Raw genomic sequence first — 23,934 nt, 5'->3', positions numbered from 1 at the left:
TGCCTGTGGCACCTGTCGTCTCCCCGCTGGGCCGGCCGCCTCGGAGCACGCGATTCCTCATGTGGCTGATTCGTGTTCACTCGTGAAGTCCTGGCGTGTGCAGCGAAGTTGACAGCCCGTAGGCAGTGATCGAATATGTGGTCGAGCTGGCCCACATGACCAAGGGGTCCAGCGTTCTTCGACCACTCATCCCCGGGACGGCCCCAGGCTGCCGAGTGCTGCCCCGCTGCCGTCGACCGGGTCTCGCATCATCAGGATGGGATCCGCATGTCCAAAGCGAGACGTGTCACCCTTCGCTGCCTGCTGGGGACGGGCGCGGCGGCGTTCGCTCTCTGTGCGGTCACCACGACCGCGTCGGCGACCGACAAGCCCGGCGGTGACGGCTGGGACAAGACCGGCAGCGGTTTCGCCCCCGGGCAGGGAGCCGGTACGGCGACCGCGACCGACCGCTGCCAGTTCTCCCTGGACGGTACGCACTTCTACGACTCCGTCCGGGTCGACGACGAGAACCTGAAGCCGACCGACGACGGCAAGGTTCACATCAAGGTCCGCGCCGCGGACGACGCCGGCAACTGCACCGCCTCGCTGGCCGCGTACCGCACGCACGGCGACACCTTCAAGACCTCAGGAGTCCAGGTCTTCCACGACTTCGACACGGTCTCGGTGAAGTCGGGGGCCACCGACTCCCTCGACATCTCGGTGCCCGACGCCGGCTGCTTCGCGCAGATCGACCTGTACCGCGGGGCCGTCAAGTTCGACGGCAAGCGTGACGCCCAGGACGGTTTCGAGCACGGTGACCTGCCGGCGGGGCCGGACCACGCGGTCATCAAGGACAAGCTCATCATGGCGTGGAACGGCGGGAAGAAGGACTGCACCGCGCAGCCGACCACCCCGGAGACCCCGCCGGCCTCGACGTCGCCCGCGCAGACACCGGGTACTCCGGCCTCGTCTTCGCCCGCGACTCCGGCGCCTCCGGCGACGCCCTCGGCTCCCGAGACGTCCGCGGCCCCGTCCGCCCCCGAGTCGGCCACGCCGGCCGCCCCCTCGCCGAACGGCGGCGGGTCGACTCCGTCCGGCGGTCTCGCCGAGACCGGTGGCGGCAACACCCTGCCGATCGCGGGCGCGGCCGTGACCGTCCTCGCGGCCGGTGCCGCGATCACCGTCGCCACCCGCCGTCGGCGCGCGACGGGCACCCGCGCCTGACGCGCTGGGTCATCGCCCCCCGATGACCCGGTGAAGAGCCCCGGTACTCGCTTCCCGCGCGAGTGCCGGGGCTCGTCCGTGTCCTTGCCGGCCGTTCCGGGGTGACCGCCCCGGCTTCCGGTCCGGCTTCCAGGTCCGGCCGACAGCGCGAGGAGCGTTCGACCGCGACGTTCCGGACAGGGCCGGCACGGTCCTCGGCGGATTTCGACCTGGTCGGTCAGCGGTCGTTGCAGTCCGCCGAGAAGATGTCGGCGCCCGTCATGTGCCCGTTCAGATGGGCCTGCAGGGCGACGCTCACCAGGGTCAGCAGGAGGTCGATGTCCGAGTCGACTTCGAGATGGATGGTCACCCAGCGGGAGCCGGGCACCATGCGGATCGCCGTGGAGGTCTTGAGGTGGTCCTCGAAGCGCCGGATCGCCCGGTCCGTGAGGTGCAGGTCGACATCGTGGTCCGAGTGGAAGTGGACGATCTCGCACTGAGCCGCGCACAGCGCTCGTCCCGTGCCGCAACTCGGCAGGGACTCCGCGAGGTCGGGCCAGTTGGCCAGTCGCGTCATGGCTCTGGAGGCCAAGGTCATGCGCCCATCATGACGAGCACACCTCCCGGCCACCAGGACTTCGGGGAGATGTAATCCCTCCGCAGTCTGGGAATGTCCGGTTTTCGCCCCGAAATTGCAGCCGTTCCTCATCTGCCCGATCCGGCCCAGGGCAAAGGAGAGCGGCCCCGGACTCCATGGCCCGGGGCCGCGCCTGACGCTGGGAGCCGGCCCTGCGGCCGGTCCGGATCACGCCATCCAGAAGAAGACGGCGGTCATCCGTTTGTCCTCCATGGTGGTCCCGCAGTAGTCGGTGGCGCTGTGCATCAGGTTGGCGTTGTAGAGGAGCAGCCGGTTGAAGCGGTGCGGGACACTGATGTCCTCGATGAAGGAGTCCGGCGGTACGAAGCGCGTACCGAGGGCTTCGACCAGGTTGTTGTGCGGTGCGACGACGACGTTGCCGCCCAGCCGGCCGCCGGGCAGGCTCTGCCGGAAGAAGCTCGTTCCGCAGTCCTTGGGGACGTTCGGGTTCAGATAGAGCACCGCGGCGTAGCGGCACAGGGCTCGGGAGTCCGTGTGGGGACGGGGTTCACCCTCGTCCTTGCCGACGACCTGGACGCAGTTGTGGTTGAGCGTGGCGCCCGACGGAGTCGACTGCTGCCACAGCTTCTGCGCACCGGTGGCCTTCTTCACCAGTCGCTCTACGCGCGTCAATTCGTCCGGTTCCAGCCCGGGCATCGTCCGCAGACCCGGCCAGCTCTCCGAGGTGTACGGATGGCCCTTGACCCAGTCGTCCTTGCCGACGCACCGGGCCCGTACGGCATCCGCGTCGGGCAGTACGTTGTCGAAGACCCAGTAGTCCCGGTCACGGGTGGGTTTCCGATAGGGGAGGACCGGCAACGCCGGTGTTCTCGGAGGTTGTGGGGGCATGCGGCCGACCCTATAGACGGGTCCGTCAGCGATCTCCAGGGATTTGGTCAACCTTCCGCCAACTCGGCTTCATGGATTGTCCATGGTGAGGGCCTCCGCGTCCGCAATGACCTGTGTGCGATCCCCCGGCCGTCAACGTGACCTGAGACGAGCCGAGTTCGCAGGCGTCAACGTGACTTGAGCTCAAACGAGTTCGTAGGCCGTCAACGTGACTTGAGCTCAAACGAGTTCGTAGGCCGTCGACGTGACCTGAGCTCAACCGAGTTCGCCCCGCGAGCCTGAGTCGTGGGGCGGTGGTCGGCCCGGCCCGACGGTGATCATCGAGGTGCGTCGGCGCGCTGAACGTCCGGGCCCGCAGCCCCGTATCACTGCACAGGGACGGCGGGAGACCGCGTGTACGGAAGGAGAGCAGTGTGTCGACACGGCCCGAACGCGGGAAGTCCACCGGGCGCTCAGTGATCGAACCCACTCACATCGAGCGCCGCCGCCGCTCCGAGTCCCTGGCGGAGCTGCTGCGGCAGGTGCGCGAGAAGGAGGGGATGACGGAGGCGGACGAGGACTACGAGTCGATCGCCGCGCCCGCGGCCGCTGTACGGCTGCTGCCCGTCCCCGAGGAGGACGAGACAGAGGAACTGCCCCCGGTCCCGGCGGGGGAGGACTACACGGCCGACGCGCCACGGGCGGACGGAGCCGACGCGGCCGACGGACCCGCCACCGGAAGCGCACAGCCCTACGTAAAGAGACCCGGAGGAGCGCACGGCCTCGGGCGCGGTGCGGGCCTGCGCCGCGCCGCGATCACGGTCGCCGTCGTCGCGGCGGCCCTGATCGGCTTCGCCCTCGCCCTCCTGGTGCCGGGCGCGAGCCGGGACGACGCGTCCCCGGCGGGAGCCGGAGTGAACGCCTCGACGGCGCCGGCCGACCGCGCTTCGGGGGGCGCCACCGATCCGGACGGCGCCGGCACTCTCCGGGAGGGTGACAGCGGCCCCGAGGTGACGGCCCTTCAGCAACGCCTGCTCCACATCCCGAACGTGTACGACCACGGCAGCACCAGCGGCACCTACGACGCCACGCTCGCCGCGGCCGTCGCCCGCTTCCAGCTCTGGTACGGCATCCGGGGCGACGAGTCCGGCGTCTACGGCAATGACACCCGGGCCGACCTGGAATCCAGGACGGCGGCCCCCTGAAACGGCCGGGGCGGGCGGCGCGGTGACGGTCGCTCCCCCCGCCCCGGCCCCCTCTCGCGGACACCGTGATGTTCGTCGGGCCGACGCGCGCGCTCCCGCTCGCGCTCATCTGCCCACCCGGCCTCCGCGCGACCCTGACCGAGGACATGGCGACCTCCGGCACGAGGGGCTGATCGTGAGGTGCATCTTCCCTACCAGCGGGGCCCGTTGCACGATCTCCCCGACGATCCGGCCGCCTACGACGCCGTCCTCGGCGCCGTCGCCGAGGAGGCCCTCGCCCGCCTCGCCCCCGAGGGAAACCTCGAACACCCCGCCGCCGGCGACGACATCGGCGACACCTCGCTCGGGATCACCTCCCTGCTGGCCCTCGCCTGGCAGCGCACGAAGGACCCCCGCCTGCCGGAAGCCGTCCGCCGCAGCCTCGCCTTCCACCTGCGCGAGCGCGTCCACACCGAGGACAACCCCGGCTATCCGAATCTGCGCCGCCGCAACTCCGGTGAACCGTACGCCCGTTACGTACTCAAGGCGGGCGCGCACCCGCTCGGCGACTGGCCCAGCACGGTGTGGGCGCTGCTCCAGGCCCTGAACGTCCTGGACGCCGGGGACGGCATCCTCGATGCCGAACAGCACCGCGAACTGGTCGAGTTGGCCCACGGCTACTGGCGATGGCTGACCGAGGTGACCTTCTTCAACCCGCAGGAAGCAGGCAACCAGGCGATCGGCTGTGTCGTCGGCGGCCTGACGCTCGCGCGGCAACTCCCCGCCCCGGACGCCGCGTCGGTCCGCGCGTGCGCCATGCGGCTGTACCTGGAGGAGATCCGCGCCCGCCGTGTGCGCGACCGGGGCGCTCTGCTGCCACCCGAGCACGGCGGCGCGTACGACAACAACTACGGGCCCATCTCCCTGTCCTTTCTCGCCCAGGCCCACCGGATCAGCGGCGAGGACGTCTTCGCCGAGGACGGGGAGGTGCTCGCCCGGTACATCGACGCGCGGCTGACCGTCGGCGGGTTCGACGTCGGTGGCCCCCGGTACAGCGAGCAGCACTGCGGCTTCGAGGCCGTCCTCGGCCTGCGCTACTTCGGCCGGCGCGTCGGCGCCGACCTCGGCCGCTACCGCGGCGACACCCGCTGGGGCCGGCACGCGGTCCACCGCGACGGCGGCGTCGACGGCCACTTCGCGTTCATGCTGGTCTGGCAGATCCAGGACGGCACACGCTGGCACCGCCTCCCCTCGAAGGACCCGGTACGGCACCAACTCCGGGCGGGCCGCGTCTCGGTGGCCTTCGACGACCGGATGACGCCCGCCCTGGTCGAGGCCGCCGGCACCTACTGCCTGCCCGCCGCGGTGCACCGGCAGCACGGCTTCGGCCCGGTCGTCGACGGCTTTCTGTACTGCCGTCCCCTGGGCGAGGTCCGCGTCCGTGATCTGCGCACCGGCCCGCTGACCGGCAAGCTGGTCACCAAGCCGGTCGTCGGCCGCGACCACGTCCTGCGCCACGTCCGGTCCCTGTACGTCACCGACGGCACAGGCCTGTGGCTGACGGTCGCCGTGGAACGCCTTCCGGGCAGTCCCTATCTGCTCGCCGGGCTGCCGTACGCCGTGGACGACGGCGAGCGGGTGCGCAGAACAGCCGAGGCCGAGGTGATGTCCGCCGCCGCCCTGCGCCTGACACACCCGCGGGCCGACGGCGTGGACCACTTCGACGCCCGGTCGGATTCCACGCAGGAGCAGGCGGCCTTCGCGCTCGCCGCCGACCCGCGCGTCTACGGCAACCCGGACGAGGGCTGGCGCCACCTCGTCTCCTCCACGGCCCTCGAAGCGGACCCCGCGCCCGGCGCCCCGGACGACCTGCACGTCTTCGCCGTCCGGTACGGACCCGGAGGCCCCTATGCCCCCACGTTCGCGGGCACGTCGGCCCAACTGACCGTCCGCACCGAGGCGTTCACCGCGCGGATCGGCGATCCCGCGGGTGATGCCCACGGGGAACCCGAGCTGGAGATCAGCCCTCGGTGACCGCCGGCCCCGTGACCGCGTCTCCGGTGACCCCCGACCCCACGACCCCCGACCCCACGACCCCCGACCCGACGACCGCCGCCCCGACCACCAGGTCGGCGCGGTCCCGGGTCGCGGAGACCAGCTCCGCGTTGCGCTGATCCGTTCCGAGCACCCACGCCGTCGCCGTGTCGTGATCCTTCCCGAACTGCTCGTGGCGTGCGACCAGCCGCCGGATGCGGTCGGCCTCGTCGAGCTCGCAGAACCAGACCTCGTCGAGCTGCGCGCGGGCTCGCGTCCACCCGTCCTCGGGCAGCAGCAGGTAGTTCCCCTCGGTGACGATCAGACGGGCGGCCCGCGGAATCGGAAGCGCTCCGGCCAGAGGCTGTTCGAGGACCCGCTCGAAGCCGGGCGCGTAGACGAGATCCTCCTCGTCCTCGCGGAGCCTGCGCAGCAGCGCCGCGAACCCCGCCGCGTCGAACGTGTCCGGAGCCCCCTTCCGGTCACGGCGCCCCAGCCGGTCCAGCTCGGCGTCCGCGAGATGGAACCCGTCCATCGGCACGTGGGCGACGCGGAAGGGCCCGTCCTCGTCGAGCCGCCGGACCAGACGCTCGGCAAGCGTCGTCTTGCCCGCCCCGGGGCTGCCGGCGATGCCGAGGAGGGCGCGTCGGCCGGGACGTACGAGCGCGGCGGCCCGCTCCACCAGGTCGTCGAAGGTCGGACCCGCCTCGGTCATACGAGCCCGGGCCGGGGCGCGAGGACAGCGATTTCCATGCGCCCAGTATCGACGACGCGGGACGCGGGGGAAGTCCTGTGCCGGAGGGGGGCGATCGCAGCACGACGGAAACCCGGCGCACGGCGATGTGGCGCTCGCCACCCGCTGGAGTCGGTTCCCGGGGGCAGACTGCGAGTATGACTGAGCTCGGCCTGCCGAAACAGATCCTGGCCTGCCTCTTCGACCTCGACGGGGTCATCACCAAGACCGCCGTGGTCCACGCGGCCGCCTGGAAGCGGACGTTCGACGACTTCCTGCGCGGCCGCGACGGCGACGGATTCCGTCCCTTCGACGACGCCGACGACTACGCCGCGTACGTCGACGGGCTGCCACGCGCCGACGGCGTCCGTTCCTTCCTCGCCTCGCGCGGCATCGAACTCCCCGACGGAACACCCGACGACCCACCGGACCGCGCGACCGTCCACGGCCTGGGCAACCGCAAGAACGAGCTGCTCCTCGACATGATCCGCACGGACGGAGTCGAGGCCTACGACGGCACCCTGCGCTATATCGAGGCCGTCCGGGCGCACGGCCTGCGGACCGCGGTCGTCTCCTCCAGCGCCAACTGCCGGGACGTCCTGCGCTCGGTGGGGGCGGAGTCCCTCTTCGACGTGCGCATCGACGGTGTCGTCGCCACCGAACGGCGGCTGCCGGGCAAGCCGCGCCCCGACACCTTCCTGGCCGCGGCGAAGGACCTCGGGGTCGAGCCGTCCGAGGCGGCCGTCTTCGAGGACGCGCTCGCCGGCATGGACGCGGGCCGCTCGGGCCACTTCGGGTACGTCGTCGGTGTGGACCGTGTCGGCCAGGGCGCCGCCCTGCGTGCCCACGGCGCCGACATCGTCGTACGGGATCTGGCGGAACTGGGGGAGCGCGCGTGATCACCCATTCGTCGTACGGAGTCGAACCGTGGGCCATGCGCGAGAGCGAGCTGCACCTCGGGCTGCTGCCGCAGAGCGAGTCCGTGTTCGCCCTCGCCAACGGCCATGTCGGCTGGCGCGGCAACCTCGACGAGGGCGAACCCCACGGCCTGCCCGGCTCCTACCTGGGCGGCGTCCACGAAACGCATCCGCTGCCCTACGCGGAGGCGGGCTACGGCTACCCGGAGTCCGGGCAGACGGTCATCAACGTCACCAACGGAAAACTCATCCGGCTGCTCGTGGACGACGAACCGTTCGACCTGCGCTACGGACGACTGCGTTCCCACGAGCGCGTCCTCGACCTGCGCACCGGGCTGCTCACCCGCACCTGCGAGTGGACCTCACCGGCCGGCTCCACGGTCCGGGTGCGCTCCACCCGGCTCGTCTCCTTCACCCAGCGGGCGATCGCGGCCGTCGCCTACGAGGTGGAGCCCGTCGACAGCCGTACCCGCGTCGTCGTCCAGTCGGAGCTGGTGACCAACGAGCAACTGCCCGGCCGCACCGGCGATCCACGGGCGGCGATCGCCCTGGACGCGCCGCTGGTGGCGGAGGAGCACTACGCGGCGGGCCGCCGGCTGCGGCTCGTGCACCGCACCCGGAACAGCGCACTGCGGGTCGCCGCGGCCGCCGACCACGCGGTCAGGGGACCCGACCGGACCACCATGAGCAGCGAGAGCAGCGACGACGTCGCCCGCCTGACCGTGACCTCCGTGCTGGAGCCGGGCCAGACACTGCGGCTGGAGAAAGTCGTCTCCTACGGCTGGTCGGGCAACCGGTCCCTGCCCGCTCTGCGCGACCAGGTCGACGCGGCGCTCGCCGCCGCCCAGCACGGCGGCTGGCAGCAGCTCGTCGACGAGCAACGCAGCTATCTCGACGACTTCTGGGCCCGCTCCGACGTCGAGATAGGAGGCGACGAGGAGATCCAGCAGGCCGTCCGCTTCGCGCTGTTCCACGTTCTCCAGGCCGGTGCCCGCGCCGAACAGCGCGCCATCCCCGCCAAGGGCCTGACCGGCTCCGGCTACGACGGCCACGCCTTCTGGGACACCGAGACCTTCGTCCTGCCGCTGCTCACCTACACCTCGCCCGGTGCCGTCGCCGAGGCGCTGCGCTGGCGCCAGAACACCCTTCCTGCCGCACGTGAGCGGGCGGTCCAACTCGGCCTGCGGGGCGCCGCGTTCCCGTGGCGGACCATAGCGGGCTCGGAGGGCTCGGCGTACTGGCCGGCCGGCACCGCCGCGTTCCATGTGAACGCCGACATCGCCGACGCCGTCGTCCGCTACACCGCAGCCACGGGCGACGCGCACTTCGAACGCGACACCGGCGTCGAGCTGTTGACCGAGACGGCCCGGCTGTGGCGCTCCCTGGGACACCACGACCATCAGGGAAGGTTCCACATAGACGGGGTGACGGGGCCCGACGAGTACAGCGCCGTCGCCGACGACAACACTTACACCAACCTGATGGCCCGCGCGAACCTGCTGGCCGCCGCGGACGCCGTCGAGCGGCACCCCCGGCGGGCCGCGGAACTAGGCGTCGACGAGGAGGAGAGCGCGGCATGGCGCGACGCCGCCGACGCCATGCACATCCCCTACAACCACGAACTCGGCGTCCACGAGCAGAATGCCGGGTTCACCCGATACCAGCGCTGGGACTTCACCACCACCCGCGCCGACCAGTACCCGCTGATGCTGCACTTCCCCTACTTCGACATCTACCGCAAACAGGTCGTCAAGCAGGCCGACCTGGTGCTCGCCATGTACAAGTGCAGCCCCTTCTTCGACGAGGAGCACAAGGCCCGCAACTTCGCCTACTACGAGCCCCTCACCGTCCGCGACTCCTCCCTGTCGGCCTGCTGCCAGGCCGTGATCGCCGCCGAGACCGGCCATCCGGGCCTCGCCTACGACTACTTGGTCGAGGCCGCGCTGATGGATCTGGAGGACCTGGAGCACAACACCCGCGACGGCCTGCACATCGCCTCGCTCGCCGGGACCTGGATGGCCCTGGTGGCGGGCTTCGGCGGCCTGCGCCACCACGGGGACACCCTGGAGTTCGCGCCCCGGCTGCCGGAGCGGTTCAGCCGTCTAGCCTTCTCCCTGGAGGTCCTCGGCCGCCGACTGCGCGTGGAGATCGAGCAGGACGTGGCCACGTACACGCTCGCGACCGGTGGCCCCCTGGAGATCCACCACTACCGCGAACCCTTCACGGTCGACGCCGACAAGCCGCACAGCCTGCCCATTCCGGCGCCGAGGCTGCGCCCCGCCCCGGACCAGCCGCGGCACCGGCGGCCGAACTCTCAGGGGTGAGACGCAGCGCGGGGGCCGCCGGCGCGTCAGTCGCGGGTGATGGCGGGTGCGATGTCCTCGTGCCGCTCCAGGGGCGCCGCGTCGGGTGCGGCGACCCGTGCGGCGGCCGTGGTCGCGGGCTTGCCGCAGAACGCGGACTCCAGTGTGCGGTACATGGTGTTGAGCACGGTGATGTTGTTGGAGGTGTTGGCCAGCGCGGTCAGGCTGCGTTTGCCGTCCTTCGTGGTGAAGGCGTACGTGTAGTAGCCCTGCACGGTGCCGGTGTGCCCGTACACCGAGATCCCGCACGACAGATCGCGGCGGCGCAGTCCGAGACCGTAGGACGTGTTGCTGTTGACCCGCGTCCACTTCGTCATCTGGGTGAGCTGGGCGGCGGAGACGAGCTTGCCGCGCAGCAGTGCGGAGAAGAAGGCGTCGAGGTCGTGCGGCGTGGAGATGATCGCGCCCGCGCTCTGCGCCCACGAGGCGGTCTGCTTGGTCGAGTCCACCAGGGCCGCTCCCGCCGTGTCGGGGTTGAGATAGCCGTTGGCGTGGCGGCCCGGGATCGCGGTGCCGGGATGGACGTAGAAGGTGTTCGTGAGGTTCAGCGGGGTGAAGATGCGCTTCTGGTACTCGGTGCCGACGCTGTGCCCGGTCAGCTTCTCGATCAGCATGCCGGCCACGACGAAGTTGGTGTTCGAGTACGAGTAGGCGGCGCCCGGCGCGTTGGTGCGCGGATTCTTCAGCGACAGCTTCACCAGGTCGCGGTAGCTGAACACCTTGTTGCGGACGGCTTCGAAGCCGGGGACCGTCCGGGCGAACATGTCGTTGGTGTAGTCGTACAGACCACTGCGGTGGCTCAGTACGTGCCGGACGGTGATCCTGCTGTCGGGGAGGAGACCCGGCAGATAGCTGTTGACCGACTTGTCGAGCTTCAGCCTGCCCTCGTCGACCAACTGGAGCAGCACCACGGCGGAGAACGACTTGGTGACGCTGCCGACGCGGAACCGGTCGTTCGTGCTGATGGTCCGTCCGGTGGCCCGGTCGGCGACCCCCTCGACCAGCCGGTGCACCGTGCCGTTGTCGTCGATTCTCGCCATCGCGCCGGGTGCTCCCTGGCTGCGCGCCGTACGCAGGATCGCGCGCAGCCCCGCGTCGTCGGGCGCCGCGGCGGCGGCCACCGCGGCCCGTTCGGTGCCGGCGTGATTCGTGCCCGTCGGCGTCGCGGCCTGCGCCGGGGCCGCCAGCAGGGACACCACGACCGCGCCCAGCGCCGTGCCCGTACCCACCGTTGCTGAGACCATCTGATTCATCTCCCGAGTGCCGTCTGCCGGTTCGACGTCCCGGCTCGAACCGCGCCGCGGATGCGGACGTCGGCACCATCTGTACGCGCTGAAGAGGCGCGCGGGTTGCATTGCCCGGGGATGAAGCGCAAACGGTGAAGGGGAATCGGCGAATTGGCGGAAAGGCGCCGCGCGGGGCGCCGCATCAGACGGGCGCCTGTCCGGACAGGCGCCCGTTCACACGGGCTGTGGGAGACGGCGGGCAGGAGGTGACGCCGGGTCAGCCGCCGAAGAGCTGAGTCCAGTACGTGCCCGCCCGGCTGCCGCCGGCGAGGCCGATGCCTATGTGGGTGAAGTCGCGCTTGAGGATGTTGGCGCGATGGCCGGGACTGTCCATCCAGCCGCGGACCACCTCGGCGGGGGAGCGCTGCCCGCAGGCGATGTTCTCGCCGATGGAGCGGCGGGTGCAGCCCGCCGCGGCGGCCCGGTCCCAGGGCCGGCTGCCGTCGGGGGATTCGTGCGCGTAGAAGTCACGGGCCACCATGTCGGCGCTGTGGGCCTGGGCCGCCGTGGTGAGCGTCGCGTCGGCGGCGAGGGGCGGCAGGCCGGCCGAGGCCCGCTCGGTGTTGGTGAGCGCGATGACCTCGCGTGCCGTCCGCTGCAGGCCCGCCGCGCTGAACGGCCGGGCCCACAGCGCCGTCCAGTACAGGTCGCCCGAGCGGGCGTCGGGGACGCACGCCAGTCCTGCCTGGTCGAACGCGGGATCGCACAGCGTGCGCCGGGACTGCTCGGAGGAGAGGGAGTACTCGACGAACTCGCGCGGGGTGCGTGGGCCGGAGACCAGATGCTCGCCGATGGTCAGGTAGGGGTAACCGGCCGCGATGACGCGCTGGTAGACGGAGATGCCGTCCGGGCTCTCCGAACTGAGCAGACCGCGGGCCGCCATGGCACCGGCGTGGTCCCGTGCCGCAGCCGTCAATCGGGCATCGAGGCGGACGGGCGGGGAACCGGCGGAGGCGCGCGCGGAGTTCACCGGTCCCAGGAATCCGTCCGGGTCGGGCCCGCCATCCGGCGTCCCCATGAGTCCGCCCCTCACCTGGCCGCCGCCCGCAGTCACGAGGCGCCCGGCGCCCGGAGCGGAGGTCTGCCCGGCCCCGGGTGCGGAGAATCGCCCGGCCCCGGGTGCGGAGGCCTGTCCGGCTCGGGGTGCGGAGTCTTGTCCGGCCCAGGGTGCGGAGAATCGCCCGGCGCCCGGCCCGGCGCCCGGCTCCGTGCCCCGCCTCGTCGGGGGCCGGCCACCCGGTGTCGCTCCCCGCACCGCGCCCGGTGCGGTGTTCGGTGCCGCGTTCGGCGTCGCCCCCCGCGGCGTGGTGTCCTCGGTGACGTCGACCCCGAAATCCCGCGCGACGCCCGCCAGTCCGTCCGCGTACCCCTGCCCGAGGGCACGGAGTTTCCAGGCTGTGCCGCGTCGGTACAGCTCGGCGAGGAGCAGCACGGTCTCGCGCTGTGGCCGGGGCGGGGTGAACCGGGCGAGGGCGCGGCCGTCCGACGCTGTGACCTGCACGGTGGGGGAGGGCAGCCGGCCCAGCGGAGTCGCGGGGTCGGCGGGGCTGACGACGACGGTGACGCGGGTCGCCCCGGGCCTCAGCCGCGCCGGATCGATGGTGAGCCGGTCGCCGTCGAGACGGGCGCCGGGCGCGGCCGGCTGGTTGTAGAAGACGAAGTCGCCGTCGCCGCGCACCTTGCCGCCGTCGTCGGTGATCAGCGCGGACACGTCGAAGGGGCCCGGCACCCTGAGGGTCAGGACCCCGTCCGGCAGGGGCGTGTTGCCCCCGGGAACCAGCTCGCTCATGCCGCCGCCCGTCGATGTGATGATCCGTGCCCGCCGCGCCATCGGGCCCGGAGCACGGGCCGTCGACCGCTCAACGGACCACCCGTGCCCTAGGGTTCCCGCGACCTGCGCGCGGTCGGCCGCGTGCCGGGCATGGCCCGGAGGTCGCCGGGGGCGGCCGGCGGCCGGAGCGATGACACGGCGGGTGCGGCGGCGCGCAGCGAGCGCAGGGCGAGCAGCATGACGCCGATGTCGTCCAGGTAGATCGGGTCGGGCAGCAGGTCGGTCGGCAGCACCAGATAGATGACGGCGCCCCAGAACACCCAGCGGGGTCCGGTCGGCAGTCCGGCCAGCCGCAGATCACGACGGGTGCGTACGAGGCGGCGCAGGAGCACTAGCGCCCCCGCGAGCGCGGCGGCTCCGAGGACGGCGACGATGAGGACCAGGGTCCATGCGGTCGAATCCATGCGTCCGTCCAGAGATCTCGTCGGGGTGTGCTTCCCTTCCGTGTGCCCGCTCGCGCCCAGGCTACCGCCCCGGGTACCCCCATCCGTGCCCGCGTTCCGGGACAAGGGTGCGTACGGGTCAGCCCTCGCCGGGTGTGTCCTGGCAGCAGATGACGAAGTCGTCGAAGGCATGCCGGCCGGGTCGCGGGCCGACGGACTCGATGGCCCGGCGGATGTCCCGCAGTTGATCCGTGGTCATCTGCAGGGGCGGCTCGTCGGGCTGGTAGGTGGTGCGCACGGGGTAGTCACGCCCCGGTTCCCGGGTCATCTCGATGTGGCAGCCGAGAACGTGGGTGACGGGGCGGCGCCCGCAGAAGTCGATCAGGCGGTCGACGGTGCGGGTGAAGGCGGGCCAGTCCTCGACGTAGAGGCGCCCCGGGTAGACCGTGTCGCCCGTGAGCAGGAACCCGGTCCAGGGGTCGAAGAACGTCACCGCGGCCTCGTGGTGCCCCGGCGTGGCCAGACATTCCAGCACCCGGTCGCCGAGATCGACCCGGGCGACGGCGTCGGGATCGTCCCGGAAGCCGAAGAAGTCCCAGGCGCTGTCGAGCGCGGCGTCCACGACCTCGGTGCCGGGACGGCCCGTGAACTGGCCGTCCCCCGCGATGTGGTCGCCGTGCGCGTGGGTGTGCAGCACCAGCAGCCCGTAGTCGTCCCGGGGATGCCCGGCCAGCCAGGACTTCATCACCTCGTCGACGACGCGACGCAGGGGGAAGTGGTCGGCCGAGGCCGTGGCGCCCGTGTCGATCAGCACGGCCCGCGCCGTCCCGAACAGCAGGAACATGAAGGGCGCTTCGTAGTCGATCGCCATGTTCTGGCGAAGGATCACCGTGTGCTCGTCGTAGGCGTGGACCTGGATGTCCGGATCCGTGTTGTGCTTGGCCGAGGGCGAGCCGTGGATCCACCGCACGTCGAGAGGTGCGGCAGGTGCGGAATCGTCGCTTCCACGGGCGCCGTCGGTCTGCTGCCCAGCAGTGTCCACGCTGTCTCCTCGGGCTCGGTCCTGCCGGGCCATGGCAGGACCCGGGACCTCAGTTTCGCGGGTGGGCGTGGTCCACCAGCGCCTGGGACACCGTACGGATGCTCCGGGCGATGTGCTGGAGCTGCATGACCTCGGCGGCATAGAGCTTGATGGTGTGCTCGATGACCCCCTCCTGCAGCCCGAGGCCGGGCAGCTCGGAGCGGGCGGTCTGCAGTGCCGTGCGGGCGACCCGTATCTCCTGCTGCACCTGGAGGTGCGCGTGGCGGGCGAGCAGGACGGGGTGCTTGTGCAGGACGGGATAGCTCGCGTAGCGGCTCGGCACCAGCTCGCGCAGCCATTTCACCGCCGATCGCTCCCAGTCGAAGCTGCCGGGGGTCTTGACCTGGCACGGCCAGTCCGAGGTGATCGGTGAATACGTCAGGGCCATGTTCATCGCTTCCGGGTTACGTCGGCGGGGGACTCTGGGGCGGCCCCGGCATAGGGGATGACCGGGGCCGCCACCACGGGTCTCGCAGGCGAGACCCGCTCGAACACCCGGGACCCGATGCGGGTAGGAGCGGACGGCCCCGGGTGGTCATGGGTCGTGACCTGGAAGCATCCGGGGCACGATCCGAAAGAAGTATTTATATATACCTCCGGATGCGCAAGGGCATGAAAACATTCATGCGTGCTTTGATGTGAATGATCCCGTGATGCCGTGGTGACAGCCGGTACGGGAGAGGGGGGTCGGCGGGTGCCGTGAGGTGGTTCGCGCCGTGGCCGCAGGTGCCGCGGGGTGGCTCGTGCCGTGGGGTGGCTCGTGCCGTGGGGTGGCTCGTGCCGTGGGGTGGCTCGTGCCGTGGGGCGGCCCGTGCCGCGGGGCGGCCCGTGTGGTGAGGCGGCCCGTGTGCTGAGGGGGCCCGCGCCGCCGCGTGAGCCCGTCCTCGGCGTGCTGCCGGGGGTCAGTCCCGCAGGAAGAACTGGTGCTGCTCGGCGACCTGCTCGTACTCCTCCAGGCGGGCCTGGGTGCGCTCCGGATCGGCGTCGGTCATGGCCTGGAGCAGCGCCGCCGACAGCACCACGGGCGCCGCGTAGGAGTCGAAGACGAGGCGGGAGCCGGTGCCGGTGGCGAAGGTGACGTCGGCCTCGTCGGCCAGCGGGCCGAGCCCGAGGTCGGTGATCAGGGCCACCTGGAGGCCCGCGCTGCGCGCGACCCGCATGGCCGTGAGCGTCTCCTGGGCGTGCCGGGGCATCCCGAAGGCCAGGACCCAGGTGCCGCCCGCCTCGCGCGACTGGAGCAGCGCGTCGTAGGCGACCGAGCCGCCGCGCGTCACCACCCGCACGTCCGGGTGGATACGGCGGGCGGCGTACGCGAAGTACTCGGCCAGCGAGACGGAGATCCGCAGTCCGAGAACCGTCAGCGGCGCCGACTCCGACATGGCCCGGCCGACGCGGATGATCTGGTCGGGGTCGGCGAAGTCCCGCCGCAGGTTCTCGAGGTTCTCGATCTCGGCGTCCACCGCGGCCTGGAGTTCGTTGCTCGTGACCTCGGCCGGGGTTCCCGGTGTGCTGCCGAGGGTGCTGAGCGCGATGGCCTGGAGGCTCTCCCGCAGCGCGGGGTAACCGCTGAACCCCACCGCCGCCGCGAAGCGGGTCACGGAGGGCTGGCTCACGCCCACCCGCTCGGCGAGGTCGGTGATCGACAGGAACGCCGCCTCGGTGATGTGCTCGATCAGGTAGTGGGCGATGCGCCGCTGGCCCGGGGAGAGCCGGGGGCCGTCGAACAGTTCCCTGAGCTGGGACGTGGGTGCGGCGCCCGCCTCGGGAGCCGTCTTTCCCGAGGTGATCGCGGATGCCTGGGCGCGTGCCTGCTGCGGCGATGGCACCGGTGCGCCTCCTTCATGTCCCACGAGAACTCAACATAGCTCACGGACCCTTCTGACCTGGGCCGGTATTGGCGCAAGCAATGCGTCGGTTCCTCGTTTCGCGCGGGATCGCGGGGTACTCGCACAGGCACCACGACGTGCTCGTTCGCGGGCGCGCGTGCCTGTACGCCGGCGCGAGGGAGAGGGTTTTCATGAGCGTGCAACAACTGCCCGCGTCAACGGTTCACGTGATGCTCGGGGACTGTTCCGCCGTTGATGCCAAGAGCGTGCTCGCCGTCCTGTCCGGCCGCTTCACCGCGGACCGGGAGAGCGCGGACGAGCCCCACGAGTCCGCGAGCGGCAGACCGACGGTGTGGACCGCGCTGTTCGACACGGCCGGTGAATCCGGAGGAGCCGGAGGAGCGGGAGGAGGTGCCGGGCCTGTCGTGGAACTTTCGGGGCAGCCGACTGTGGAGGCACAGGGTGGTCCCCGCGCGACACAGCGTCTGCGCGAGGCCCTCGGTGCCGCCTTCACCGTGCACGAGCTGGGCACGGAGGCCGGTGACCAGGAGGTTCAGATGAAGCTGCGGCTGGATTCGAGTACGGCGCACGAGACACGGTCCGGGTGAACGCCGGGACGGCGGCGCGCGGCGGAGAGATGGGCGCCCGCCGCGCGGCGACCGGATCGGCGCGGGAAGGCGCGGCCCGCGCGGGACTGGCCGCGCGAGGGGTGATCTACGCCCTGGTCGGCGTGCTGGCCCTGCGCATCGCCTTCGGCGACAGCGGCGGGCGGCAGGCGGACCGGGGCGGGGCCCTGGAGGAGATCGCCTCCAAGCCGTTCGGCGCGGCCCTGCTGTGGGCCCTCGGTGCCGGGCTCGTCGGCATGGCGTTGTGGCGGCTGTCCGAGGCGCTGTTCGGTGCGGCCGGGCAGGACGGCGGCGCGGCGGGCAAGCGACTGATGTCGGCCGCGCGGTGCGTGTTCTACGGGTTCGTCGCCTACTCCGTGCTGGCCTTCGCCGCCGGCTCGCGCGGCAGCGGTTCGGGCGACCGGCAGTCTCGCGACGTCACGGCCAAGGCGCTCGGTATGCCCGGTGGCCAGTGGATCGTCGGCATGGCCGGCGCGGGACTGGTCGTGGCGGGCGTCTGGATCGCCGTGCGGGCCGTCATGCGCAAGTATCACAAGCACCTGAAGCTCGGTGAGATGTCGCGACGGGTCCGCAGGGCGGTCGACACGGCGGGCGTGGGCGGCGGGGCCGCGCGTGGCGTGGTGTTCGCCGCGGCGGGCGCCTTCGCGGTCCGGGCCGCCGTGGACTACCAACCCGACCAGGCCAAGGGGATGGACGGCACGCTGCGGTCCTTCGCGGGAACCCCGGCGGGTCCCTGGCTGCTGGCCTGCGTCGCCGCGGGACTGGTCCTGTTCGGTCTGTTCTCCTTCGCGATGGCGCGATGGCGGAAGGTGTGAAGCCGCCGGGGCGCTTCCCATGCGAGGGTGCCCCCGCCGCACGCACGCGACGGGGGCACCCTTGGTGGGCATGGCATGGGCCGGTCAGGGCTGCGCGGTGAGTGCGAAGCTCTGCGTGGCCGAGCCGTCACAGGTGCGCTGGGTGAGCTGCACGCTGTTCGTCGCGGAAGCCGCCGCGCTCAGACACTTGCCGCTGTGCCGGGCGGTGAAGTGGTAACGCCCGGTGCTCTCCTTCACCGGCTGCCACTGCTGGTTCTGGCCGCTAGACCAACTCCACAGCTGCAACGGTGCGTTGTCGGCAGTCGAGCGGTCGGTGACGTCGACGACCTGCTGCGGATTCGGGCGGAGCGTGATCCGCGTGTAGCCGCTGTCCGTCGAGCGGAACTCAAACTGCTGTGCCTGCGTGCCGTTGCACGCGTACTGCTGGATCGCGGTCCCGTTCGCCGTGCCGGCCGAACGGGCGTCCACGCAGGTGCCGTTGCCGGAGTTGGCCAGTGAGTACCAGGTGGTCTCGGAGATCGGGTCCGCTGGTGGCACCGATGTGTCCGCCCCGCCGAGCCACTTGAGCCCGTCCAGCAGGAACCGGTTCTGTGTCGCGCTGGCGAACGTCGACGACAGCGTGGTGTTCGTCGCGTAGTCCATCGCGTTGTGGCCGAAGTTCGCGTAAAGCATCCGGTACTTCGAGTTGGTCCACAGAATCGGGTAGTAGCCGCTGTTCCAGGTCTGGTTGGGGTCCGTGCCGAGCGGGAAGCTGCTCGGGTCGATCGAGGCGAGAATCCTGATGTCCGGGTTCTGCCGCAGGTCGTTGGACCAGCTGTACCACTCGCTGACCGACGAGGTGAAGGTCGCGGGCAGGTTGGCGGTGGAGGGATGCGTCCGGTCCTCGACCTTCAGGACGGCCGTGGTCGGCCCCCAGGTGTTGGACTTGAAGTCACCGCTGCCGAGGAACTGGTTGTGATACCAGGACCAGCTCTGCGCGTCGGTGGTGAAGGCGGAGACATGGAAGCCCAGCCAGCCGCCGCCACCGCGCATGTACTGCTCGAAACCGGAGCGTTGGGCCGCGGTCTGCGGCAGGTCGTCGAGGAACAGGACGACTTGGTACGCGTTCACGCCTCCGTTGCTGAGCAGGTCCCAGTTGTTGCTTGCCGTGTAGGTGAAGCCGTTCGCCGCGGCCTGCTTCGGGAACCAGTCGTTCGCCTCGTGGACGAAGCTGATGTGGGCCGCGTCCCAGGTGCCGTTGTAGAGGGCGAGCACCTTGAACGGGGCCGCCGTGTCGCTCGCGTGCGCGGCGGGCGGCGCCGCGAGGCCGAGCAGGGTCGCCAGCAGGACGAGGACCCGCAGGACACCGCGCGCCGGACCGGATTCGCTGATGCGCATCGGACTCTCCTTCCCGTACGTGTCAGGGGTAGCTGACGAGGTCGGCGACGTTGGTCGAGGAGTTGGACGGACCGCCCCGGTCGTTGACGACGTGCCGGATGGTGCCCGTGCCGCCCAGCGAGACGGTCACCATGTCCTTGAAGCGCACGTTCGCGTTGACGGGCGCCTCGATGGCGTGCTCGGCGGCGACCGCGGAGTTGACGTTGAAGTAGCAGTAGCTGCCGAAGCCGTAGACCTGATGGCTCGTCACGGAGGCGGCGACCTTGTAGGCGGCGTAGCCCTGCGTCGAACCGTTCATCCACGCCGCCTGGTTGGGCGGGTCGTACGGCATCTCGTTCTGGTAGAAGTACGTGCGGCCGCCGTTGCCGTTCCAGACGGTCTGGTACTTCTGGTAGTGCTCGACGAACAGGCCGTACATGGTCACGTCGTCGCCGTTCACGACGAGCCCGGTGTCGGCGGTGTTGCTGGTCCAGCCGACCCCGCTGCCGTGGTCCGCGCGCCACAGCCACAGGTGGTCGCCGATGACGTCGTCGCTGTTGATGGTCAGGCTGGTGGTGGCCTTGCCGACGCCCGCGCCGCCGATGCGGAAGAACACGTCGTGCAGGGAGCTCGGGTCGGCGCCGTGGTCGGCCGAGGAGCCGCTCGGGCCCATCTCCAGCAGCTGCGCGGAGTTGGTGGTGCCCGCGTCGATCAGCAGCCCGGCGAGCTGGACGCCGTTCACATCGGCGACCGTCATCGCGGTGATGCCGTTGTCGGGGACGAGCGTGGCGAGACCGAGGCCCAGTACCACGGTGTCGGCCCGGGTGACCTTGAGCGTCTGGTCGAGGTGGTAGACGCCGGGCGTCACCAGCAGGTTCTTGCCCTGGGCCAGCGCGTCGTTCAGCTGCGCCGCGGTCGCGCCCGGCTTCACGATGAAGAAGTCGGAGAGCGGCAGGGACGTGCCCGCGGGCGTTCCCGAACTCCAGCTCGTGCCCGTCGAGTTGGTGCGTACGGACGGTACGAACACCTTCCAGGCGCCCGCCGGGTCGACGTACAGGAAGGGCTTCTCACGCGAGACCGGCGTCTGGTCCACCGTGGTGTACGGCGGGCTCGGGAAGCTGTTCGCGGGGGCGTTCTTCGCGCCGACGAACACCATGTTCCAGTTGGAGCCGGTCCAGTTCGACCACTCGGTGTTCCGTGACAGCCACTGCTGCTGCGAACCGGAGTTGACCTGACCGTCGATCTTCGTGTCGGCCATGTAGCCGCCGCTGGACCAGCCGCCGTCGTCCAGCGCCAGGTTGCCGCGCAGATGCATCCGCCGGTAGGGGGCCGCCTGCGACACCGCCCACCGGTCGGAGCCGGACGTGGGGGTCACCGACAGGTTCTCCGCCGAACGCCAGAAGTTCTGGGTCGCGTTGCCCTGGAACCAGTCCGCCTCGGCGTGCACCGCGCCCTGGATGTTGACGTCGTCGGGGGACAGGCCGAGACCCGCGACCTGGGTGTAGAAGCCGACGTTCGCGTTGGCGCTGTAGGTGCCGGGCTTGAAGAGGAAGGCCTTGCGCGCGGTGCCGAACTGGTTGGTCTCCTGCTGGGAGAACGCCGAGTCGAGGCTGCTCTGGATGGTCGCGGCCGGGGTCGACGGGTCGAAGACGGTCACGTTCGGGCCCAGGTCCGGTGTCCCCGGCGGCTGTTGGGTGTCCACCGCGTTGACATAGAAGGACTGGGCCGCGGTGCCGTTGCAGGTGTACTGCTGGAGCTGCACGCTGTCGGCGGTGGAGGCGCTCGGCACGTCGAGGCACTTGCCGCTGTTGCGGTTCACGAAGTGGTAGGCGCCGCCGGCCTCCGCCACGGCCTGCCACTGCTGGTTGGTGCCGCCGCCGTACGCCCACAACTGCACCAGCGCGTTGTCGGCGGTCGAGACGTCGGTGATGTCCCAGGCCTTGGTGGCGTCGGCCCGGTTGTCGACCTGGGAGTACCCGCTCGACGTGGCGGCGAACTGCCACTGCTGGGCCTGGCTGCTGTTGCAGGCGTACTGCTGGACCGCCGTGCCGTTCGCCGTTGCGGCGGCGCGGGCGTCGACGCACTTGCCGTTGTCCGCGTTGACGACGGTGGCCCAGCCGGTCGGCACGGCGGCTGCCTGCGTGACCGTGTCGTTCTGGGCGGCGGCGTTCTGCGAGGCGACGGTCAGGCCCGACACCGTCGTCGCCACGAGCGCGGTCACCGTCAGCAGCCTGGCCGTTCGGTGGCGCCCGGACTCTCTTCCGGATCCGGGCAGGGGGAATCTGGACATGGGGGACACTCCTGAACTGGTGGGGGGTTCATGTCCGTGAACATCGAATGCATTCATGGAGTCGTGGTGATCGGTGAACCTAAAGGTCTGCACCAAAGACGTCAAGATATGAAACAAAGAACCCTTTGAAATCGGCTGCGGGCGCAAGGAGTTGAACATCCTGTCAACAGGTGGGCCCTGAACTCGGTGCTACGCCAGGGGTGTTCACAGGTTCGGTGAAGTGGGACCTGCTGTCGAAGTGCTGAACCGCCGGCCGGCCGCGCGGCCGCGAAGGGCTCGCGACGACGTGCGCGCTTCGTCCCGGTGGATCGCGGTTCAATTCTTGAATCCCGGTCACCTGCGGGCTCCGGAACGGCGTCCCAGGTGTGGGGTTTCTTACAAGGTGGTGACAGGGCGGCGAACCACACCCTCCTCACCCGCATCTCAGGGCACTCTGGTTCCGGGTCGGTGACTCCTGTCTGGAGAGACACGGGAATCCACCGGCCACCGCGCCGACCGGCACCGCCGGTTCGTGTCCTGCGGCAAGGGAAGCGGCTGCCGCGGAACAGCGCCCCGGAGCACTTCCGGGGCGCCGTGCGTGTCTTGTCGCCGTGACCAGTGACCAGTGACCAGTGACCAGTGACCCGTGACCTGTGACCAGTGACCCGTGACCTGTGGCCGTGGCTCGTGGCTCCCGTGGTTCGTATGCCGCTAGTCGGTGGTCGTGTCCCGGCGTTCGGACTCGAAGGCGGCAAGGGCGGTCTGTACCCGGTCCAAGATCGTCTCGGTGTCGCCCGTGGCGTCGACCGTCAGCCCCGGTTCGTCGCCGAGCAGCGGCTGCAGGGCGTCGTACTGGGATGCGAGGAGTTCCTCGGGCATGAAGTGGCCGGTGCGGTGCGTGATGCGCCGACGGGCGATCTCACGCTCCAGATCCAGATGCACGAACCACACGCCTGGTCCGGCCGCACGGAGCAGCTCCCGGTAGGTGAGTTTGAGGGCGGAACAGGACACGACCGCGCCGCGCCGGGCCCGGGTGGTGTCGCGGATCCAGTTCGCGAGCGTGTGCAGCCAGGGTTCGCGGTCGGCGTCGTCCAGCGGCCGGCCAGCGCTCATCCTGGCGATGTTCCGTGGTGGGTGGAAGTCGTCGCCCTCCACGAAGGGCACGTTGAGACGCTGGGCGAGCTTCTTCCCGAAGGTGCTCTTGCCGGACGCCGAGACGCCCATGACGACCACGATCGTCGGTCCCGCCCCGGGTGATGGCATGCGGCTCCTCCTGGATCGGTCCGGCAGGACGTGGGTGCCCTCGCCGGAATCCTGGGGGAAGCCCTGGACGCCGGGCCCGCGCGACGACGTGGTCCGGCGGAATACACCCGGACGGGTGCGCCGCGGACGGAGCCCGGTGTCGTTCCGCGCGGTGGATTCGGTGCCGAGGCGGGCCCGCTCGTGCGGCGCTTTCGCTCCGCCGGGCACCGGAGCCGGGCGGTTGCTCCGACGGAGGGACCCGGCTACTTCCAACGGCCGAGCGGGCCGCGCCCGCCCTCGCCGACTCCGGGCGGGAGTGGTTGCCTCGGTGCGGGGTCCGCGGACCGGAAATCGACGTGGCGCGGCGGACAGGACCGCCCCGCGGCCCAAGGAGACCGGCGCTGTGCCGAGCGGGCCCGCGCGGGGTGGGCCGGCGGAGCGACGGCAGGTCGGGTCCCCGCACATGGCGCACCGACGAATGGGAGACGGCAGTGACCTCAGGCGTGGACATCAGTGGGCAGCTTGCGACACTGCCGCTGCTGCGGGGCCAGAAAGCTCTGGTGACGGGGGCGAACTCCGGCATCGGACTGGCGACGGCGATCGCGCTGGGCCGGGCGGGCGCCGACGTGGTCGTCAACTACGTCTCCGGGCAGGAAGCGGCCGAGGACGTGGTCCGGCAGATCCAGGCCTTCGGCGTGCGGGCCTTCGCCCATGAGGCGGACGTGTCCGACGAGGGCCAGGTCGTCGGGATGTTCGCGCGCATGCTGGAGGAGTTCGGCACGATCGACATCCTGGTGGCCAACGCGGGTCTGCAACGGGACGCGACGGTGACGGAGATGACCCTTGCGCAGTGGCACAAGGTCATCGACGTGAACCTCACCGGCCAGTTCCTGTGCGCCAGGGAGGCGACCAAGGAGTTCCTGCGGCGTGGTGTCGTGCCGGAGGTCTCCCGCTCCGCCGGAAAGATCGTCTGCATGAGTTCCGTGCACCAGATCATCCCGTGGTCCGGTCACCTGAACTACGCCGCCTCCAAGGGCGGCGTCCTCATGCTCATGCAGACGCTGGCACAGGAACTGGGCCCCCATGGCGTCCGGGTCAACGCGGTCGCGCCGGGTGCCATCAAGACCCCGATCAACCGCAGCGCCTGGGAGACCCCCGAGGCCGAGGCGGAGCTGCTCAAACTGATCCCCTACCGCAGGGTCGGTGACCCCGAGGACATCGCCGCCGCGGTGACGGTACTGGTCTCCGACCTCATGGACTACGTCGTCGGCACGACCCTGTTCGTCGACGGCGGGATGACCCTCTTCCCCGGCTTCGCCACCGGCGGCTGAGGCCGTGGCA

General features: G+C 70.9%; 20 protein-coding genes. 8 read left to right on the top strand and 12 right to left on the bottom strand.

Annotated elements, in window-relative coordinates; genetic code table 11:
• The first annotated feature begins 267 nt into the window (after positions 1–267).
• Positions 268–1,203, top strand: a complete 936-nt coding sequence (locus tag ACFYR3_RS15525; protein ID WP_389283306.1) for a hypothetical protein — start codon at positions 268–270, stop codon at positions 1,201–1,203.
• Positions 1,204–1,420: 217 nt separating this feature from the next.
• Here the strand turns inward: ACFYR3_RS15525 and ACFYR3_RS15520 are convergent, their stop codons facing one another.
• Together ACFYR3_RS15520 and ACFYR3_RS15515 are read right to left on the bottom strand one after the other, a co-directional pair.
• Positions 1,421–1,780, bottom strand: coding sequence for a luciferase family protein (locus tag ACFYR3_RS15520; protein ID WP_355840419.1), 360 nt, complete (start codon positions 1,778–1,780; stop codon positions 1,421–1,423).
• A gap of 207 nt (positions 1,781–1,987) precedes the next feature.
• Positions 1,988–2,668 (bottom strand): DUF6445 family protein, encoded by a 681-nt coding sequence (locus tag ACFYR3_RS15515; RefSeq protein WP_355840418.1) that lies wholly within the window; start codon positions 2,666–2,668, stop codon positions 1,988–1,990.
• 413 nt (positions 2,669–3,081) lie between these two features.
• Between ACFYR3_RS15515 and ACFYR3_RS15510 the strand changes: the two genes are divergently transcribed.
• Entirely contained in the window at positions 3,082–3,852 is a 771-nt protein-coding gene (locus tag ACFYR3_RS15510) for a peptidoglycan-binding domain-containing protein (RefSeq protein WP_355840417.1), read from the top strand.
• A 180-nt stretch (positions 3,853–4,032) separates the two neighbouring features.
• Positions 4,033–5,865: a hypothetical protein gene (locus tag ACFYR3_RS15505; protein ID WP_389283303.1), complete on the top strand. Its 1,833-nt coding sequence runs from the start codon at positions 4,033–4,035 to the stop codon at positions 5,863–5,865.
• Here the strand turns inward: ACFYR3_RS15505 and ACFYR3_RS15500 are convergent.
• Complete coding sequence (locus ACFYR3_RS15500) at positions 5,852–6,580, bottom strand: nucleoside/nucleotide kinase family protein (protein ID WP_389283301.1); 729 nt, start codon at positions 6,578–6,580, stop codon at positions 5,852–5,854. The two genes, ACFYR3_RS15505 and ACFYR3_RS15500, sit on opposite strands and share 14 nt — an antisense overlap.
• Before the next feature lie 176 nt (positions 6,581–6,756).
• On the opposite strand from ACFYR3_RS15500, the gene ACFYR3_RS15495 reads away from it, so the two are divergent.
• Entirely contained in the window at positions 6,757–7,497 is a 741-nt protein-coding gene (locus ACFYR3_RS15495; protein ID WP_355840414.1) for a beta-phosphoglucomutase family hydrolase, read from the top strand.
• A complete protein-coding gene (locus ACFYR3_RS15490; RefSeq protein ID WP_355840413.1) occupies positions 7,494–9,839 on the top strand; it encodes a glycosyl hydrolase family 65 protein in 2,346 nt (781 codons plus the stop codon). The genes ACFYR3_RS15495 and ACFYR3_RS15490 overlap by 4 nt, the downstream gene beginning before the upstream one ends.
• Positions 9,840–9,865: 26 nt before the next feature.
• On the opposite strand, the gene ACFYR3_RS15485 is transcribed toward ACFYR3_RS15490, so the two are convergent.
• The 6 genes from ACFYR3_RS15485 to ACFYR3_RS15460 all read right to left on the bottom strand — a co-directional run bounded on the left by ACFYR3_RS15485 (position 9,866) and on the right by ACFYR3_RS15460 (position 16,285).
• Entirely contained in the window at positions 9,866–11,122 is a 1,257-nt protein-coding gene (locus ACFYR3_RS15485; RefSeq protein ID WP_389283299.1) for a serine hydrolase domain-containing protein, read from the bottom strand.
• Positions 11,123–11,381: 259 nt separating this feature from the next.
• The gene (locus ACFYR3_RS15480) at positions 11,382–12,953 is read right to left on the bottom strand and encodes a CAP domain-containing protein (protein WP_389283297.1); all 1,572 of its coding nucleotides are present in this window, start codon (positions 12,951–12,953) and stop codon (positions 11,382–11,384) included.
• Between the two features lie 89 nt (positions 12,954–13,042).
• Positions 13,043–13,399 carry a YkvA family protein gene (locus ACFYR3_RS15475; protein WP_355840410.1) on the bottom strand — a complete coding sequence of 119 codons (357 nt, stop codon included), beginning with the start codon at positions 13,397–13,399 and terminating at the stop codon, positions 13,043–13,045.
• Positions 13,400–13,517: 118 nt separating this feature from the next.
• Positions 13,518–14,420, bottom strand: a complete 903-nt coding sequence (locus ACFYR3_RS15470) for an MBL fold metallo-hydrolase (protein ID WP_389283294.1) — start codon at positions 14,418–14,420, stop codon at positions 13,518–13,520.
• A 49-nt stretch (positions 14,421–14,469) separates the two neighbouring features.
• A complete protein-coding gene (locus ACFYR3_RS15465) occupies positions 14,470–14,853 on the bottom strand; it encodes a hypothetical protein (RefSeq protein ID WP_261706304.1) in 384 nt (127 codons plus the stop codon).
• A 508-nt stretch (positions 14,854–15,361) separates the two neighbouring features.
• Complete coding sequence (locus ACFYR3_RS15460) at positions 15,362–16,285, bottom strand: MurR/RpiR family transcriptional regulator (protein WP_355840408.1); 924 nt, start codon at positions 16,283–16,285, stop codon at positions 15,362–15,364.
• Between the two features lie 191 nt (positions 16,286–16,476).
• Between ACFYR3_RS15460 and ACFYR3_RS15455 the strand changes: the two genes are divergently transcribed.
• Both ACFYR3_RS15455 and ACFYR3_RS15450 read left to right on the top strand, forming a co-directional pair.
• Positions 16,477–16,893, top strand: coding sequence for a hypothetical protein (locus tag ACFYR3_RS15455; protein WP_355840407.1), 417 nt, complete (start codon positions 16,477–16,479; stop codon positions 16,891–16,893).
• A 29-nt stretch (positions 16,894–16,922) separates the two neighbouring features.
• Positions 16,923–17,726, top strand: coding sequence for a DUF1206 domain-containing protein (locus ACFYR3_RS15450; RefSeq protein WP_389283330.1), 804 nt, complete (start codon positions 16,923–16,925; stop codon positions 17,724–17,726).
• A gap of 84 nt (positions 17,727–17,810) precedes the next feature.
• Here the strand turns inward: ACFYR3_RS15450 and ACFYR3_RS15445 are convergent, their stop codons facing one another.
• From ACFYR3_RS15445 to ACFYR3_RS15435, 3 genes are all read right to left on the bottom strand, one after another.
• Complete coding sequence (locus tag ACFYR3_RS15445) at positions 17,811–19,103, bottom strand: ThuA domain-containing protein (protein WP_356780914.1); 1,293 nt, start codon at positions 19,101–19,103, stop codon at positions 17,811–17,813.
• A gap of 22 nt (positions 19,104–19,125) precedes the next feature.
• Positions 19,126–21,372, bottom strand: a complete 2,247-nt coding sequence (locus ACFYR3_RS15440; protein ID WP_389283292.1) for an RICIN domain-containing protein — start codon at positions 21,370–21,372, stop codon at positions 19,126–19,128.
• Positions 21,373–22,062: 690 nt separating this feature from the next.
• Positions 22,063–22,614: a gluconokinase gene (locus ACFYR3_RS15435; RefSeq protein ID WP_355840404.1), complete on the bottom strand. Its 552-nt coding sequence runs from the start codon at positions 22,612–22,614 to the stop codon at positions 22,063–22,065.
• A 515-nt stretch (positions 22,615–23,129) separates the two neighbouring features.
• Here ACFYR3_RS15435 and ACFYR3_RS15430 point away from each other — a divergent pair.
• The gene (locus ACFYR3_RS15430; protein WP_355840643.1) at positions 23,130–23,924 is read left to right on the top strand and encodes an SDR family oxidoreductase; all 795 of its coding nucleotides are present in this window, start codon (positions 23,130–23,132) and stop codon (positions 23,922–23,924) included.
• The last annotated feature ends 10 nt before the right edge of the window (positions 23,925–23,934 follow it).

Origin of the sequence: Streptomyces sp. NPDC005784 (genome assembly GCF_042871525.1) — a bacterium.
Classification (GTDB): domain Bacteria; phylum Actinomycetota; class Actinomycetes; order Streptomycetales; family Streptomycetaceae; genus Streptomyces.
The sequence above is the reverse complement of the archived record's forward strand: the minus strand, read 5'-3'. Positions and strand labels throughout refer to the sequence as shown.

Excerpts from the sequence above, each read along its gene's own strand:
- ACFYR3_RS15495 (WP_355840414.1), top strand. The coding sequence starts at position 6,757 with ATGACTGAGCTCGGCCTGCCGAAACAGATCCTGGCCTGCCTCTTCGAC.
- ACFYR3_RS15480 (WP_389283297.1), bottom strand. The coding sequence starts at position 12,953 with ATGAGCGAGCTGGTTCCCGGGGGCAACACGCCCCTGCCGGACGGGGTC.
- ACFYR3_RS15520 (WP_355840419.1), bottom strand. The coding sequence starts at position 1,780 with ATGACCTTGGCCTCCAGAGCCATGACGCGACTGGCCAACTGGCCCGAC.
- ACFYR3_RS15465 (WP_261706304.1), bottom strand. The coding sequence starts at position 14,853 with ATGAACATGGCCCTGACGTATTCACCGATCACCTCGGACTGGCCGTGC.
- ACFYR3_RS15475 (WP_355840410.1), bottom strand. The coding sequence starts at position 13,399 with ATGGATTCGACCGCATGGACCCTGGTCCTCATCGTCGCCGTCCTCGGA.
- ACFYR3_RS15525 (WP_389283306.1), top strand. The coding sequence starts at position 268 with ATGTCCAAAGCGAGACGTGTCACCCTTCGCTGCCTGCTGGGGACGGGC.
- ACFYR3_RS15515 (WP_355840418.1), bottom strand. The coding sequence starts at position 2,668 with ATGCCCCCACAACCTCCGAGAACACCGGCGTTGCCGGTCCTCCCCTAT.
- ACFYR3_RS15440 (WP_389283292.1), bottom strand. The coding sequence starts at position 21,372 with ATGTCCAGATTCCCCCTGCCCGGATCCGGAAGAGAGTCCGGGCGCCAC.
- ACFYR3_RS15445 (WP_356780914.1), bottom strand. The coding sequence starts at position 19,103 with ATGCGCATCAGCGAATCCGGTCCGGCGCGCGGTGTCCTGCGGGTCCTC.
- ACFYR3_RS15485 (WP_389283299.1), bottom strand. The coding sequence starts at position 11,122 with ATGGTCTCAGCAACGGTGGGTACGGGCACGGCGCTGGGCGCGGTCGTG.
- ACFYR3_RS15455 (WP_355840407.1), top strand. The coding sequence starts at position 16,477 with ATGAGCGTGCAACAACTGCCCGCGTCAACGGTTCACGTGATGCTCGGG.
- ACFYR3_RS15500 (WP_389283301.1), bottom strand. The coding sequence starts at position 6,580 with ATGACCGAGGCGGGTCCGACCTTCGACGACCTGGTGGAGCGGGCCGCC.
- ACFYR3_RS15450 (WP_389283330.1), top strand. The coding sequence starts at position 16,923 with ATGGGCGCCCGCCGCGCGGCGACCGGATCGGCGCGGGAAGGCGCGGCC.
- ACFYR3_RS15435 (WP_355840404.1), bottom strand. The coding sequence starts at position 22,614 with ATGCCATCACCCGGGGCGGGACCGACGATCGTGGTCGTCATGGGCGTC.